The following is a 14,242-nucleotide window of genomic DNA, read 5'->3' as shown; positions in this document are numbered from 1 at the left end:
CGCCATAGTCGTTTGTTATGTGGGCACTATCGTTCATTTAGGGGTTGAACAAACCTTTAAAGAGCATAAGACAAATAATTACAGGAACTCCCCCTAACAGCCAACCTAATACTGTAAAAAAGATACCTGAATAGATTAATTTCTCACCTGAAAATTGAGAAACTAGCTTTACACTGAGATAGGAAGAAACGAGAAATCCTGATATCACGAACAGTAAAACAAGGCTTATTATAGGATGATCCACACTCTCACCGTAAACCAACATATATGAGCCAATACTCCCAGAAAAAGAAATTACTGGAACTAAGTATAAAATCAGAAACTTAACTACTGTACTCATACTTCCTCTAACGATACCGATATGCTGCCTTGCCCTCATAACGCTAAGCTAACCCGCACGAAACCTTGGCATAGACTTTTGCGAAGCAAAAATGCCAAGCGTGAAGTGTCGGGTTGAGCGCCTTGTTATGTTTATTTTTTGCCGCTGCTGAAGTTAAGTAATTTTGAAGCGTACTCACGCATTACTCTTGCATTATCGGCGGTCTCATCATCACCACATGACTTGCCTTGAAAGCTGACTTTTGGACTAGAGTAGATTGGCAAAATATCTCGTTCGTATGACATTATCGTACCCGAACTGCCACATTTCGCTGCTCTTGCATATTGAACAAGGTTTACGTGATATTCCCGGGGCACTGCTGATCTCAATCTCATTGTAAGGTTGGGTACTGGAAAATTCTCAGCGTGTTGAGCCCAAGATAAGTGCCCTAATTCGTGTTCAAGTATGTGTATTTGAGCCTTGGAAGATATAGCAAAAATCCATGCTCCAAAATATGGTGAAGCTTGCCCTGACAACCTTAACTGATTCTCATGCTTGCCATGAAATAACAAACCATACTTTTCGTTAGGGGCAATTTCACTAACAACTATTCCCCGTTCTTTTAGTGTGTTACTAACTAATCGAAAAACTGAAGGCAAGCTTTGAACTTTACTCTTATCAATATTTAGTGGCTCAATTCGACCTAAAGTTCTGGTTAGAGGCACACAAGAGTTTTTTAACACTTGGTTGGCATACTTGATTGATGAACGAAGAGATTTTTCTACATCTTGCATGGGCATGGACTCAAGCAGCTCTTGATCAACAAAAAAGCTAATATTTGTTTCTGCAACATCGTCGAAGCTACATTCTAGCAGTTCAAGTCCTTCAGAACTTGGTTTCGTTAGAGCCGCTACTATCAATAGGAATACAAACGCACATCCAACAAGTAATTTTTTGTTCATTCACTCATACCCTTTGTTGAGTCGAATTTGATAGAAACATAACATTTTAATATTGTGCAAGCACGAATCCATCCGCTTAACATATCAAAAAGGTCACTCATAACCAACTGAATGCTATGCATTTAATATAAAAGTGGGTCTAAACAATAAGTGTGAAAACGTGCAAGCACATATTGCCGACTATGTAACGCTCGGCCTCATTCTTAACCACCCATAAACTTGCAGTATAATCAATAATTTAAAATAAGCCTCTCGTTAAATTCGTGCTCAATCAGAGTTAAAAACCACTCTTTTTTAAGTCATTAATTATTCAACAAGCAATAAACTGTCTGTATGTACAGATTTTGTGAGGGGAATATATGGCGAGTCAATTCATGCAGGCAATTTGCGAACATATGACGATGCGAGGCTATAGTCGCAAGACAATCAAAGCCTACTGTTACTGGATAAAATACTTCATTCATTTTCATAAGCTTAAACACCCTGAACAGATGCATGCCGCTGAAGTTGTCTCCTTTCTTTCTCATTTAGCTAATCAACAAAAAGTAGCCATCAATACTCAAAAGGTAGCTCTCAATGCTCTAGCCTATTTATACAATCAATTTATTAAGCAACCTCTAGGAGACTTAGGGTTTAGCTATGCGACTCGGTCTCGAAAAATTCCTAGCGTACTCAATCATGCGGAAGCTATCTCGGTGATCAATGAAATAGATCCTAAATATCAACTGTTTTTTCGCTTGTTGTATGGTTCAGGTTTGAGAGTATCGGAATGCCTGAGGCTTCGAGTACAAGATATAGATCTAAAACAAGGGTCTCTCACTGTTCACAATGGGAAAGGAAATAAAGACCGAGTGACAATTTTAAGTTTTTCACTCACTGAAGCTATACAAGACAAAATTTCACAAGTTGCAGTTCTGCTCGCTAAAGATAACTTGAATGGGTTTGGGCCATCTTTGCCTCACCGATTAGGTAAAAAATACCCTAGTGCCTATCGACAACTTGCTTGGATGTACCTATTCCCATCAAAATCCGTCACTCAACACTCTGAGTCGGGGATCGTATGCCGACACCACCTACATGATTCGGTACTCCGAAAAACGCTGAAGAAGGCGACTAACTCTAATAAATTGCGCCACAAGCGAATTAGTTGTCATACTTTCAGGCACAGTTTTGCTACGCAACTTCTAAAGTCAGGCTCCGATATCAGAACGGTTCAAGAGCTACTGGGGCACAGTGATGTTAAGACAACTCAGATTTACACTCACGTTATTGGGCAACACTTTAGTGGCACGACTAGCCCGCTAGACGGCTTATAACGAAACTCCCTCATCGATAGTTGAACCTTGGCTTGATGGCTTCTGTCTGACAAGGTTGTCTGCTATGGTGGCGGCAGAACTTCAGCAATTGTTTAGATAGTATTGAATATGAAAACACTAACCATACTTGATGGCGGCATGGGCCGAGAACTCAAAGAAATTGGCGCGCCATTTTCTCAACCGCTTTGGAGTGCTCAAGCGCTGATTGAAGCACCCGAATTTGTCAGCCAAGCGCATCAAAACTTTGTCGATGCAGGTGCTGAAATCCTGATCACCAATAGCTACGCCTGTGTGCCTTTTCATTTGGGTGAAGAACTCTTCGAACAACGAGGCTTTGAACTAGCCGCACTGTCTGGTGAGCTGGCTAAAGCAGTTGCTGACAATTCTACCCACACAGTGAAAGTCGCGGGCGCGATTCCACCGCCATTTGGCAGCTACCGACCAGACTTGTTTAAGGTAGAAGAAGCAACGCCGATCATTCAAACGCTTTACGATGCCCAAGATCCAAACATCGACCTTTGGATAGCGGAAACGATTTGTAGCCTGCAAGAATTCGAATCCATTCATGCGGTACTCAAGCAATCAAGCAAACCGTGTTATTACGCCTTTAGCTTGGAAGACACCAAGGGCGATTCTGCCAATATTCGTTCTGGCGAGAGCGTAACAGACTCAATCCAACTTGCCTGCCAATCAAACGCGAAAGGCATTATGTTTAATTGCTCAGTGCCTGAAGTGATGGATCAAGCCATTATCGATGCTAAGAAAGTGATCGATGAGCTAGGTAGTGATTTAGAAATTGGTGTCTACGCAAATAACTTTGCTCCTATCAGCAGCGAACATGAAGCTAATGACATGTTTCAAGAAATGCGTGAGCTGGATGGCCAAGGGTACTTAGCTTACGCTAAACGCTGGCACGCACGGGGCGCGAATATCGTCGGTGGCTGTTGTGGCATCGGGCCAAAACACATTCAAGCTCTAGCCGATTGGAAACGCTCCCTACAGAGCTAATCCTGAGCTTCAACTAGAATAAAATAAATAGAGAACAGGTTGAGAAATCTGTTCTCTATTTGTATGTGGCGCCTCTGAGTACACTGATACAAAACAACGATTTGGAATAACTGATGAGCGACACACAACGCAAAATTAAATGGGGCATCGCAGGGCTAGGTAATATCGCCAATCGATTCGCAACGGCAGTCACAGAACACTGTCTGCATGGTGAGCTTTATGCGGTTGCCGCGAGAGACCATACACGCGCAGCCACATTCGCCAACAAGTTTGGTTGCGACAAGGCTTATGGTTCTTATGAAGAGATGGCGAATGACCCAAGTGTTGAAGCAGTTTACATCGCTACGGTTCACCCATACCACCAGCCACTCGCCGAGTTGTTTCTAAAGAGCAATAAGCACGTATTGGTCGAGAAGCCAGCTTTCACCAATCTTGGTGATTGGCTTGAGATGAAAGCCCTTGCAAATCAAAATGGCGTGATGCTGTTAGAAGCGATGAAAACCGTGGTGTTTCCCGCGTATCGTGAGCTCCAGTCATTCTTGGTCGACAACAACATTCAGATAGACTCAATTGAAGCCAGCTTTGGTAACCATCATGACTATGAGCCCGATTTGTTTATCTTCAATCCGGATTTGTCAGGCGGAGCAACACTCGATGTCGGCGTCTATGGGCTTTGGTTCTTCTACGATCTGTGTCGAACGCTGGGTGTGAACCCTTCAAAACCTCAGGTAAAGATGTCGTGTCTTTATGAGGGGGCAAATGTTGATACCGATGCGTGCTTTACCTTCTCTGGTGATATGAACGGTAAGATATCGGCATCAACAGTGCAAAACCTTCCCCGATCAGCACACTTGAGTGGACCTGAAACCAAAATCACCATTCACGAAAAATGGTGGAATCCGGCCTTTATTGAGATTGAACATCAAGGCAAAAAGTCGACCATTAACTACCGAGTGATAGGGAATGGATTCGAGTTTGAAATCGACCATTTTTCAGATTTGGTGCTTCAAGGCAAAACTGAATCGAATATCCTAAGCTCAGAGATAACCTCTCGAGTTCTCGGCACGATGGAAAAAGCACTGATTGACTCTGGCTATCCACATTTAACTCAACCTCGTCGTTAGGAAAAGCAAATTGGGCAACCTTAAGCGCAAGCTTGAACTGTATGAAAAGATATTTCAGGCTTTTGGGCCTGGAGTATCACACTGTCAGGTCAACCAACTGGCCACACTGCTGCACGTGAGTGAACGTCACGTTCAGACCTTACTCAAAGCGATGACAGCACAAGGTTGGATTGAGTGGCCGCAATGCTAGCGCTGAGTTACAAGCCTTTCTAAGCAATACCAATCCGTCGGCGCAGAATATCGCGTACATCCCGTTTCACCGAGAACTCGAAGCGCTTCACCCTCAACGAGTACTTAGACGCACCGAACGCTTCTTAGTGATGCAAGTTTGCCAACGCCTAACCTCCGTTAAGCACGGCAAACTCAGCGGCGATCTGGCTTATCATTGGCAGCCTAATCAAGATGCGACACAGTGGCACTTTCAGATTCGCAATGGTGTTCACTTTCATAACGGTCGAACACTCGAACCTCAAGACATAGCACGCAACCTTAACTCTCTCTGCCAAAGCAAAATATGGCATCGCTGTTATCAGCATATTGATGAGGTCTCTGTCTCGGCAGGCAATGTGGTTGTCGTAAAGTTGAATCAACCTGATTGGCATTTACCGCGCCTACTTGCTAGGGCTGAAGCCTCCGTATTCGATCACTCATCACCGACTGATAGGCTGATTGGATCTGGCGCGTTCTCATTAGACATCTTCTCAAGCAAGATGTTGAGATTGAGCCGCAATAGCGCCTATTCACACAGCACGCCGATTCTGAATTGAGTCGAGTTGTGGGTCTATCCTGAATGGGCACAGAGCAAAGCCTGCGCTCAAAATCAGGTGTGCGTGAAACTGCCCGAGAAAACGACCAGCGTGCGTGGCGATGACCATTCTTCCCAACCGGATTTCGGCTCAACCTTCTTTAAGATTCAAAGCCCGATGTTGTCTTCAACCGTTCGTGAGTTCACCGTTGAAGACACCTCTGAATGCCAAGCCCTTTTCGATCAGTTGTCAGTGTCTGGCGACCACAAAACCAGCGTGGAATATGGGCACTACCTAACTCACTACCTAACTACCAAAGACGTCGCGCTGTGCAGTATTATTGATGAGAACAACACCTTCACTTCGTGGTTAAGCTTTTTCATTCGCTTTCCGTTTGAGGACTTAGCTGTGCCTGCTGAAATGCTAGAGACAATCCAACAAGGCTTAGCCTCAATAACAAACCAGCCAAACTTTGAATTAGCGATGAATGCACTGTTGGCACTGAAGCATTGGTTGAATGACTCAGGGATTGTGGTTGAACTCAAGCAAGAGGCGTTCAATTTACAAGTTTCTGAAAAGATACACGGCGCACAAGTGAATGGCTTCGGTTGGTGCGAACTCGACAAGCTGTGGATTAGCCATTTGTAAGCGTATTTCGTAGCTGAATGTATTTCACAACCTAGCCCAACCAAGCTGCAACCAATCATTATGTTCAGTCACAGCGTAGGTCGAATAGGCTAAGGGTTAGCTCACTAGCGATAATTCAGACTCTTTATAGATACGGTTAGCCACTTTGTATGCCGCCGGAGACATCAGTGTCTCTTTGCATCTGCGCTTAAATTGCTCGACTTCAATCGTTTGTTCTTCCAGTAAATAGCACAGCTCACTCAAGTAGTTAGCTTCAAACACAGCTTGACCAAGTGGTGTGCATTCGTATCGGCTCGACTCTTGGTAGCCAATTGCGGTCAACACAGACTCTGGCAGTTCCCAGAACTTAGCAATGGTGTAAGTCAGGCGAATAGAGTAGCTGTTCATCAGGCGCTTCAATGCCAACGAGTTAGGTGGAACAGAAGGATCAACATGCTTGAAGGCTTCTACCATTATCTGGAAAATGATCATCTTGCCTAAGTTGCGAATTAACCCAACAAAGTATGCCGCTGCTTGATCTTCTTGAGATGAAGAGTCTTTCATCAACTCCTTAGAAAACGACGCGGTTTGAACACTGTGATTCCAAATTTTCTCACCGAAGTGACGCCAGTAAATATTGTTCCCCGGCGTGAAGTTCTTCATATAGCTATTCACTACTCCTTCAACAAGCCCTTGAGAACCCATATTTAGGAATGCTGTTTTTAGGTCGGTAACCTGTTTTTCATTGCGTTTGTAAAAGGCGCTATTTGCCAACTTAATCACATCGGCAGCCATACTCGGCTCGCGCTCAATCACTCTTAACAATGCATCGACATCAAACTCATCACTCTGTAATTCTGCCATTAACGTGGTTACAGAGGCTGGCATCACTGGCAGTTCATTAAGCAGGGCTTTTGGAGAGCGAATCAAACGTTCGACTTGGCAAGCGACAAAATCACTAAATGGGTCTGACTCCGTTCGAAGACGAGACTCTCCAAACAAATAATCAAGGAACTCACCATCGTGAAGGCTAAGCGTATTATCGACGATTAATGATGATGGCTGAGTGGACGACGGCGGAACAAAGATTGAAGACTGAACAGAATCAGTAGCAACGGTTTGCTGCTGCTCTTGTTGGGCAGGCTCTGCAGAGGGTTTGTTTTTTGAATCAACAAAAGGTGAGAATAATGCCTGCAATACCCTTTTAAACATCAATACGGCTCCTAGATGAATACAACATAGATAGGGATATATAACGGCGGTGATTATCGCACAGTTAATTCATAAACCACACAATGATAAATGAATCATTAACTTTTCAACTGTATAGGATCTGTTACTCAACAGCCTGCGAGACTAGGCCTCCTGTATTCGCCAGAAACAAAAAAGCGAGCACATGATACTGGCTCGCTCTTCCATAAATCTAAACCGTGAAGCTGACTAAAACTAGCGTTCTGCCACTTCCAACACGATCTTACCAACATGCTTTTTCTTTAAGAACTCATCTTGCGCTTTATGGATATCGGCTAGCGGATAAGACTCTGCAACGATGGCGCCAATCTGCTGTTTCTCGATACGATTAACCAAGTTTTGGAATACTTGCGGTTCTAAAACCGTGCAACCAAAAAAGCTGAGGTCTTTGAGATACAAAGTTCGCACATCAAGCTCAACCATTGCACCACCAATCGCACCAGACACAGCATAACGGCCATGCGGTTTTAGGACTTCAAGAAACTCCGGCCACTTGTCACCAGCAACTAAATCGATCACCACATTCACACTGCTTTCGCCTAGCGCTTTAACCAAATCCGCATCACGGGCAATCACTTCATCAGCGCCAAGTTCAAGTAACTGTTGGTTCTTGCTTGGGCTGGTAATCGCAATCACATACGCGCCGCGAGCTTTTGCTAGCTGAATAGCCGCAGAGCCCACACCGCCCGATGCACCTGAGATAAGCACGCGATCAGCTTCAGCCACGTTGGCGCGAGTCAGCATGTTTTCTGCGGTCGAATAAGAGCATGGGAAAGACGCTAGCTCAACATCCGACATAGAACTGTTCACCGCGTAAGCATGCTTAGCTGCTACTTTGGTGTATTCAGCGAAACCACCATCGCATTCAGATCCGAAATACCATGGCTGTGGTAGATCTTGTCCATAAACCTCGGTCAAACAAGGCTCAATCAGAACACGCTCACCAATACGGTCAACTGAGACTTCATTGCCGACTTCCACGATAAAACCACACACGTCAGCACCTTGGATGCGAGGGAATTTCAACGCTTCACCCGACCAACTGGCATCGTCTGAATCATCACTTTTCGCATACCAACCGATTCGTGTGTTGATGTCGGTGTTGTTCACGCCTGCTGCCATGACTTTGATCAGCACTTCATTAGGTTCGATTTGAGGAACCGCGATATCTCCGCGGTAGCCAAGCATTTCTGCCCCGCCGTGACCCAACATCTCTACGCCTTTCATTGTTTTCGGTAGTTCGAATTTCATCGTGTTTCCTCGAGTAATTTTGTCACCATATTCTGTGCTGATGCCACCGCTTCTTCGCCTAATACTGGCCACGCGCTTGATACGCCTTCATGAAGTAAAAACAGTGGTGTCGCGAGATCCTCTCGCAGGCTCTGCTTGCCTATTAGCAAACGAACTTGTTCTTTATGCTGTGTAACCGCTTGGCTGATAAGCTCATTATCGGGAAACGCGGCCATCGCATTCATCGACATGCACCCATGTGGCGCATACTCTTCTAACCATTGTTGGAGCTTGTTGAAGATATGAGTAACCGATGCGAGCCCCTTTTCAGGCGACGTTTCCAACAAGAAATCTAAGTAGCGTTGGTGTCGATATTCCAAGGCACCAACGATCATCGCTTCTTTTGAAGGGAAATGTTTATACAAGGTTCTTAGGCTTACATCGCACGCCGTTTTCAGCTGTGCAACGCTCGGCTCAGCAAAACCTTGCTGGCTAAATGCCACCTCTAAGCTTGCTGCAATCTGTTCTCTCAACATAGTGCTCTCTCAATACCCGACAAAGGGTAGAATGATTGTTCTACCTACAGAGTAGAACGATCACTCTACCCCTGTCAATATCCAAATTTACAAACCAAGAAATGATAAATTCCACGCCAAACAGGACACGGAATTTATCAATACAGATGAGAGACTTAGCGTTTAAGCTGGAGTCGACTGCGTATCGTCACCAGAACAGATAACGCGCCACAAAGTACCAACACTACACCTAAATCTTGAATCATTCCCGCTAAAGCGAGCCCTGAGCCGATCAAGGTGTAATACATCAAACCAAACAGTGCGCCTGCACTTCCTGCTTGAGATTGGTAACGTACCAACGCTCGGCTCAATACATTAGGGATCGCAATACCAAACGCCATAACCACCAACATCATTGGAAGCAAGAACCAGATCGTGTGTTGTGAAAAATACACACCCACCGCACCTAATGTTTGAAGCCCTGCTGCGATACCAATCAGAGACATTGAAGACACTTGTCTCTTCAACAATGTCTTGTTCACCAAGCTTCCCAACAGAGTCCCGAACCCAAGCACAATGCCGCTGTAGCCAAACTGCTCAACGCTAAATCCAAGTTGAATGAAGGCAAATGAACCCAATTGATAATAGGAAAACAGTGCAATATTGAACGACGCAACCAGCAACGCAGACATCCATATATCGCTATCTTTGATCATGTGAATACTGAGTGACTTTAACTGCAATGGCTGCTTAGATTGTTGCGTTTCAGGCAATGACCATAGGCTATGTGCCAACAACGCTAACACCATAATAAACAAGGCAATAAACACATATTGATGCCCGCCCGCTTGGCTTAGTTGACCGCCAAGAAGCAGCCCGATGATTGGACTAATCGACAGCCCCATCCCCATGTAACCAAACACCTTGGCCAGTTCCGCGCCGCTAAAGGCATCGCGCAACATGGTTTGTGTCACAACCGAGCCAACCGCAAGCCCGAAAGCACCTATGGCTCTGGCTATCATCAACCACGTAAAGCTGTCGGTTTGCATAGCAATAAGTGCTGAACAGGCGAATAACCCCATGCCCAGTAACATGGTTGGTCGGCGCCCCCATTTGTCTGCCAATATGCCCCATACCACAACACCGAGCGCAAACGCTGAGAAGTAGATCGAGAGGGTTTGCGCCGCTTGTGCGTAACTCACATCAAAGGATTTCGATATTGAATCCAGAGTCGGGCTATAGATGGTTTCTGCGATTTGAGGGAACATCAGCAATAGCACCATTTGCCATAAAGAAGGTTTTGTTTTCATCATTTTTCCAAGACCAGTGAACTTGACGAGGAGTCTAGGGGAAACTAACCTTGGCTCGTTAACAACATTAAAACCAAAAACAACAAGATTGGGACAAATGGCATTAATCAGCGAAACCATTGAGTTTGATGCAGACAGCTTACCTGCGCCCGTAATAGGGATTGCGGCAGAGCTAGGTCAGCATGACTCAGGAATACATCACCACGTAAAAGGACAGTTGCTGTATGCTCCGCAGGGTTGCATCACCTTGACCTTAGAAAACGCCATTTGCATTTTGCCGCCGACTAAAGCCGTGTGGATCCCGCCTTATACCAAACATCGCGCGCAGATGACCAATGTGGTTGCTTATCGGTCGCTCTATTTTGATAGCAGTATTTACACCTGCCCAGAAGCGATTGAAATTGTGGAAGTGAATGAGCTTTTAAAAGCCCTGATCAATAAGATGGCTTTCTGGGATTGGGACGTTGCCCGCGAGCAAACCACCAATACCGCCAACCTATTCTGGGAAGAGTTTTACAGTGCTAACCAACACTCGTTTATCTTGCCACTACCGACAGATCGCCGCTTTAAAAGCTTTTGCAAACAAGTCCGAACCGCTTCCTTTCTTGCCCCAGCCCTCTCGACATTAGCGAACTCGGTTGGCGCAAGCACCAAAACGATTACTCGATTATTCAAAGCCGAAACAGGCATGACTTACCAAGAGTGGCGACAGCAATGGCGCTTGTTTAAAGCGATTGAACTGCTCTCAGAAAACCGACAAGTCGTTGATGTGGCTCATCTGCTAGAGTTCTCATCCAACAGTGCGTTTATCGCTTTTTTCAAACAGCAAACTGGACAAACCCCGTTGGCCTTTACCAAGTTAGGGGCGTGATTGTTGTTATCCAAACTCTGAAGTTTTACTGAGCTCAGATACAAAAAACCAGAACATGAGTTCTGGTTTTTAATGCCGATTCAACTAATCAATCAACACCAACGAATCGAGAATCCCTTTGCCACTGTGGATTCCACCTTCATTTTCGCTGGCAGGTTTACTGCGGATCAAGTAACCCGCGTAGCCGTCTAGCTCTGTTACTGGTTCACCTTTGAAGTAAACGGTGAACAAACCCACTTCGCTGACTAAGTCTGTCACGAGCGTTTGGTGAGTGTCACGCACTGCAATAGTCGGCACGTCACGTTCATGCGGGTACAAGCGCTGCATCAATGCCCACGCGTCGTACTCTTCTGGTTTAAGCTGGCTCAGTTGTTCGCTGATGTCGTCACCAAAGACACAATGACCACCGCCCTCACCTTGGTTTTTCAGCTCCCATTCTTGCTTATCAGCTTGTGTGTTAAACCATTCAATTGCTTCATTGGTGATAGGCTTCATATCAGCCAGAACACTCTTGACCAGTTCGGCTTCTTCTCGCGTTAAACCCCAGCGGGCGTATTCTGCTGCTGACATCATGGTCAGCAGCATTTGCATGGTTTTGCTGGTCGCTAATTGCTGGCTGATAGTCGCGTTCATTGCGACATGGTGTTGCTCCATAAACAAGCGAGTCTGACTTAACGTATGGCAACACACCGATTCATTTAGCTCTGGAGCCCAATAATCTGAATACTGGTAGCCCGCTCTTAGGTACACCACATCAACCGCGCCGACATCTTGCAATAACAAACGTTGGTTATCACCCGATGAAAGCTGACAACTCAGTTGTTCAAAGGTGCGACGAACCGTGCATAATTGCCCACTCACAAGCATCTTCAATGACTTGTTGCGGAATCGATGGCATTGGATTCATTTAGATATCTCATTCTTGGCGGGCATTTGGCACCCGTAATAAGACAATGCTCATTCGAAAAAGACGAAATAAATTTAAAAAACTTATTTCGCCGTTTTGATCATCGTAGCTCGCGGTTTACAGCTGAGGTTCTTGGGTCTTATTGACTATGAGGTCGCGAAGCCATTTGTGGCTTGGTTCAGAATCAAAGTAACGGTGCCAAAGCAAAAACAAACCACCGGGAACCAACTCAATAGGAATCGGCTTCATCACCAGTTCGCCACTCTCAATATAGTCACGAACCGAGTTGTACGGATAACACATCAGCAAATCGCTTTGTTTGCACAGCTTTACTGCGCTGGTGATGTCCGACACGTTGGCGGCTTTGTTAATTTGAAGCTGTTTGGCTTGCAAGATTTCCAGTAGCAACCAGTCGCCAACGCCACCGGTCACCAACTGAATATGACGGTATTTAAGGAAGGCTTGCAGATTCCACTCTTCTTGAAGTACTGGGTGATCATTTCGCATCAAGCACACAGAGTAATCTTGCAGCAACTCGACGTGGTTTAGCTCGGCAGGGATATTTTGAATGTGGGTGCTAGCCCTTTCATCGAGCTCAAAAATTCCAATCCCGAAATCGACCTCACGCTTTAGTAAGCGCTTAAAGGTTTCGCTGCTCCAAGTAGTGCTGTTTACCGTAATGTTCGGCGCATCTGCTAGCGCGTTAGGCATAAATTTAGGGTAAATCGCGGTATAAGCGGTTTCAACAAGATCGATATTAAAAGTACGTTCGCTGTCTTTCGGCTCAAAAATGTCCGGCACGGTTAGCTGTTCAACTTGCAGAAGGATTTGATGAATTTTAGGCGCTAAAGAGGTGGCTTTCGGTGTTGGAAACAGGCCTTTTGACTCACGTTCAAACAAAGGGTCGTCAAACAAAGAACGCAGCTTAGTGAGTTGTTTACTCACCGCAGACTGACTAAGGAACAATCGCTCTGCCGTTTTGCTCACGCTGCGCTCTTCAAGCAACACGTGTAAACACAGCAGTAAATTCATATCACATTTGAGTAAGCTTTTAACATCTACCATGATATTCCTTAGATTCAGATTAATGATGACTTTATGTCACTTTAAATCATATCACAAACTTGTTAATTTAAGCCCATGTAACCTATGAGTTAATAACTCAAAAAATAATAGACCTAAGGAATACTCATGAACTTTCTAGCACTCCCTAAGATTGATCTGCACTGCCACCTAGACGGAAGTGTTCGTCCAGACACCATTATTGATCTGGCGAAACAGTACGGAATCGAACTTCCAGAAGACCGTGAAGCGGTAGTAAAGTCTCTAACAGTGCCTGAAGATTGCAAAAACCTTGATGAGTACCTAGCTTGCTTTAGCCTGCCACTGCAAGTGATGCAAACGGAAGAAGCGATTGAGCGTATCTCTTTTGAGCTTTACGAAGACGCAGCACTAGAAAACGTTAAGTACCTAGAAGTTCGTTTTGCACCGATTCTTCACGTAAACAAGGGCTTGTCTCTTGATGCAATCATCGCAAGTGCGGTTAAAGGCATGAAGCGTGCAGAAGAGAAATACGACATTAAGGGCAACTACATCATGTCTGTACTTCGTATGTTCCCGAAAGACTCAATCAAAGATGTAATCGACGCTGGTAAACCATACCTTGGTAAAGGCGTGGTTGCGTTTGATATTGCAGGCGGTGAAAAGCCGGGCTTCTGCGCTGAATTCCCTGAGTACACGCAATACGCTATTGAACAAGGCTACCGTGTGACGGTTCACGCAGGTGAGCAATGGCATGGTCAGAACGTTTACGATGCAGTCACACTGCTTGACGCTGAGCGTATCGGCCACGGTGTCCACATCCAAGGTAACGAAGACGCGTACAACATCGTTAAAGAGAAGCAGGTTGCGCTTGAAACTTGCCCAACAAGTAACGTGCAAACTAAATGTATTCACAAATTCAGCGACCACCCAATTGCTGAATTCAAGAAAGACGGCATCGTTGTAACGATCAACACAGACAACCGCACTGTGTCGAACACAACCATGACCAACG

General features: G+C 45.2%; 12 protein-coding genes and 2 pseudogenes. 6 read left to right on the top strand and 8 right to left on the bottom strand.

Annotation, left to right across the window (positions count from 1 at the left end; translation table 11 throughout):
* Window positions 1-37: 37 nt before the first annotated feature.
* Both AB4623_RS22280 and AB4623_RS22275 read right to left on the bottom strand, forming a co-directional pair.
* Window positions 38-340 (bottom strand): hypothetical protein, encoded by a 303-nt coding sequence (locus tag AB4623_RS22280; RefSeq protein WP_372147396.1) that lies wholly within the window; start codon window positions 338-340, stop codon window positions 38-40.
* A 131-nt stretch (window positions 341-471) separates the two neighbouring features.
* Complete coding sequence (locus AB4623_RS22275; RefSeq protein WP_372147395.1) at window positions 472-1,281, bottom strand: hypothetical protein; 810 nt, start codon at window positions 1,279-1,281, stop codon at window positions 472-474.
* 359 nt (window positions 1,282-1,640) lie between these two features.
* On the opposite strand from AB4623_RS22275, the gene AB4623_RS22270 reads away from it, so the two are divergent.
* The 4 genes and pseudogenes from AB4623_RS22270 (at window position 1,641) to AB4623_RS22255 (ending at window position 6,123) form a co-directional block, all read left to right on the top strand.
* A complete protein-coding gene (locus AB4623_RS22270) occupies window positions 1,641-2,597 on the top strand; it encodes an integron integrase (protein ID WP_017067063.1) in 957 nt (318 codons plus the stop codon).
* Window positions 2,598-2,705: 108 nt separating this feature from the next.
* On the top strand, window positions 2,706-3,605 hold the full coding sequence (locus AB4623_RS22265) for a homocysteine S-methyltransferase family protein (RefSeq protein WP_372147394.1): 900 nt from the start codon (window positions 2,706-2,708) through the stop codon (window positions 3,603-3,605).
* 113 nt (window positions 3,606-3,718) lie between these two features.
* Entirely contained in the window at window positions 3,719-4,729 is a 1,011-nt protein-coding gene (locus AB4623_RS22260) for a Gfo/Idh/MocA family protein (protein ID WP_372147393.1), read from the top strand.
* A 10-nt stretch (window positions 4,730-4,739) separates the two neighbouring features.
* Window positions 4,740-6,123 (top strand): annotated as a pseudogene (locus tag AB4623_RS22255) (ABC transporter substrate-binding protein).
* A 96-nt stretch (window positions 6,124-6,219) separates the two neighbouring features.
* Here the strand turns inward: AB4623_RS22255 and AB4623_RS22250 are convergent.
* The 4 genes from AB4623_RS22250 to AB4623_RS22235 all read right to left on the bottom strand — a co-directional run bounded on the left by AB4623_RS22250 (window position 6,220) and on the right by AB4623_RS22235 (window position 10,408).
* Window positions 6,220-7,314 (bottom strand): HDOD domain-containing protein, encoded by a 1,095-nt coding sequence (locus AB4623_RS22250; protein WP_372147392.1) that lies wholly within the window; start codon window positions 7,312-7,314, stop codon window positions 6,220-6,222.
* Between the two features lie 234 nt (window positions 7,315-7,548).
* Window positions 7,549-8,604 carry an alcohol dehydrogenase family protein gene (locus AB4623_RS22245; RefSeq protein WP_372147391.1) on the bottom strand — a complete coding sequence of 352 codons (1,056 nt, stop codon included), beginning with the start codon at window positions 8,602-8,604 and terminating at the stop codon, window positions 7,549-7,551.
* On the bottom strand, window positions 8,601-9,119 hold the full coding sequence (locus AB4623_RS22240; RefSeq protein ID WP_065583851.1) for a TetR/AcrR family transcriptional regulator: 519 nt from the start codon (window positions 9,117-9,119) through the stop codon (window positions 8,601-8,603). The genes AB4623_RS22245 and AB4623_RS22240 overlap by 4 nt, the downstream gene beginning before the upstream one ends.
* 155 nt (window positions 9,120-9,274) lie before the next feature.
* Window positions 9,275-10,408 (bottom strand): multidrug effflux MFS transporter, encoded by a 1,134-nt coding sequence (locus AB4623_RS22235; RefSeq protein WP_372147390.1) that lies wholly within the window; start codon window positions 10,406-10,408, stop codon window positions 9,275-9,277.
* Window positions 10,409-10,505: 97 nt separating this feature from the next.
* Between AB4623_RS22235 and AB4623_RS22230 the strand changes: the two genes are divergently transcribed.
* On the top strand, window positions 10,506-11,279 hold the full coding sequence (locus tag AB4623_RS22230) for a helix-turn-helix domain-containing protein (protein ID WP_017065211.1): 774 nt from the start codon (window positions 10,506-10,508) through the stop codon (window positions 11,277-11,279).
* A gap of 84 nt (window positions 11,280-11,363) precedes the next feature.
* On the opposite strand, the pseudogene AB4623_RS22225 reads toward AB4623_RS22230, so the two are convergent.
* A pseudogene (locus AB4623_RS22225) lies at window positions 11,364-12,122 on the bottom strand (glutathione synthase); the annotation flags it as partial.
* A 181-nt stretch (window positions 12,123-12,303) separates the two neighbouring features.
* The gene (locus tag AB4623_RS22220) at window positions 12,304-13,251 is read right to left on the bottom strand and encodes a LysR family transcriptional regulator (RefSeq protein ID WP_017061092.1); all 948 of its coding nucleotides are present in this window, start codon (window positions 13,249-13,251) and stop codon (window positions 12,304-12,306) included.
* 126 nt (window positions 13,252-13,377) lie between these two features.
* Here AB4623_RS22220 and add point away from each other — a divergent pair.
* A partial coding sequence (gene add, locus AB4623_RS22215; protein ID WP_372147389.1) for an adenosine deaminase occupies window positions 13,378-14,242 on the top strand: 865 nt, incomplete at its 3' end.

Origin of the sequence: Vibrio sp. 10N.222.52.C12, from assembly GCF_041474215.1 — a bacterium.
In the GTDB taxonomy this organism is placed as follows: domain Bacteria; phylum Pseudomonadota; class Gammaproteobacteria; order Enterobacterales; family Vibrionaceae; genus Vibrio; species Vibrio crassostreae_C.
The sequence above is the reverse complement of the archived record's forward strand: the minus strand, read 5'-3'. Positions and strand labels throughout refer to the sequence as shown.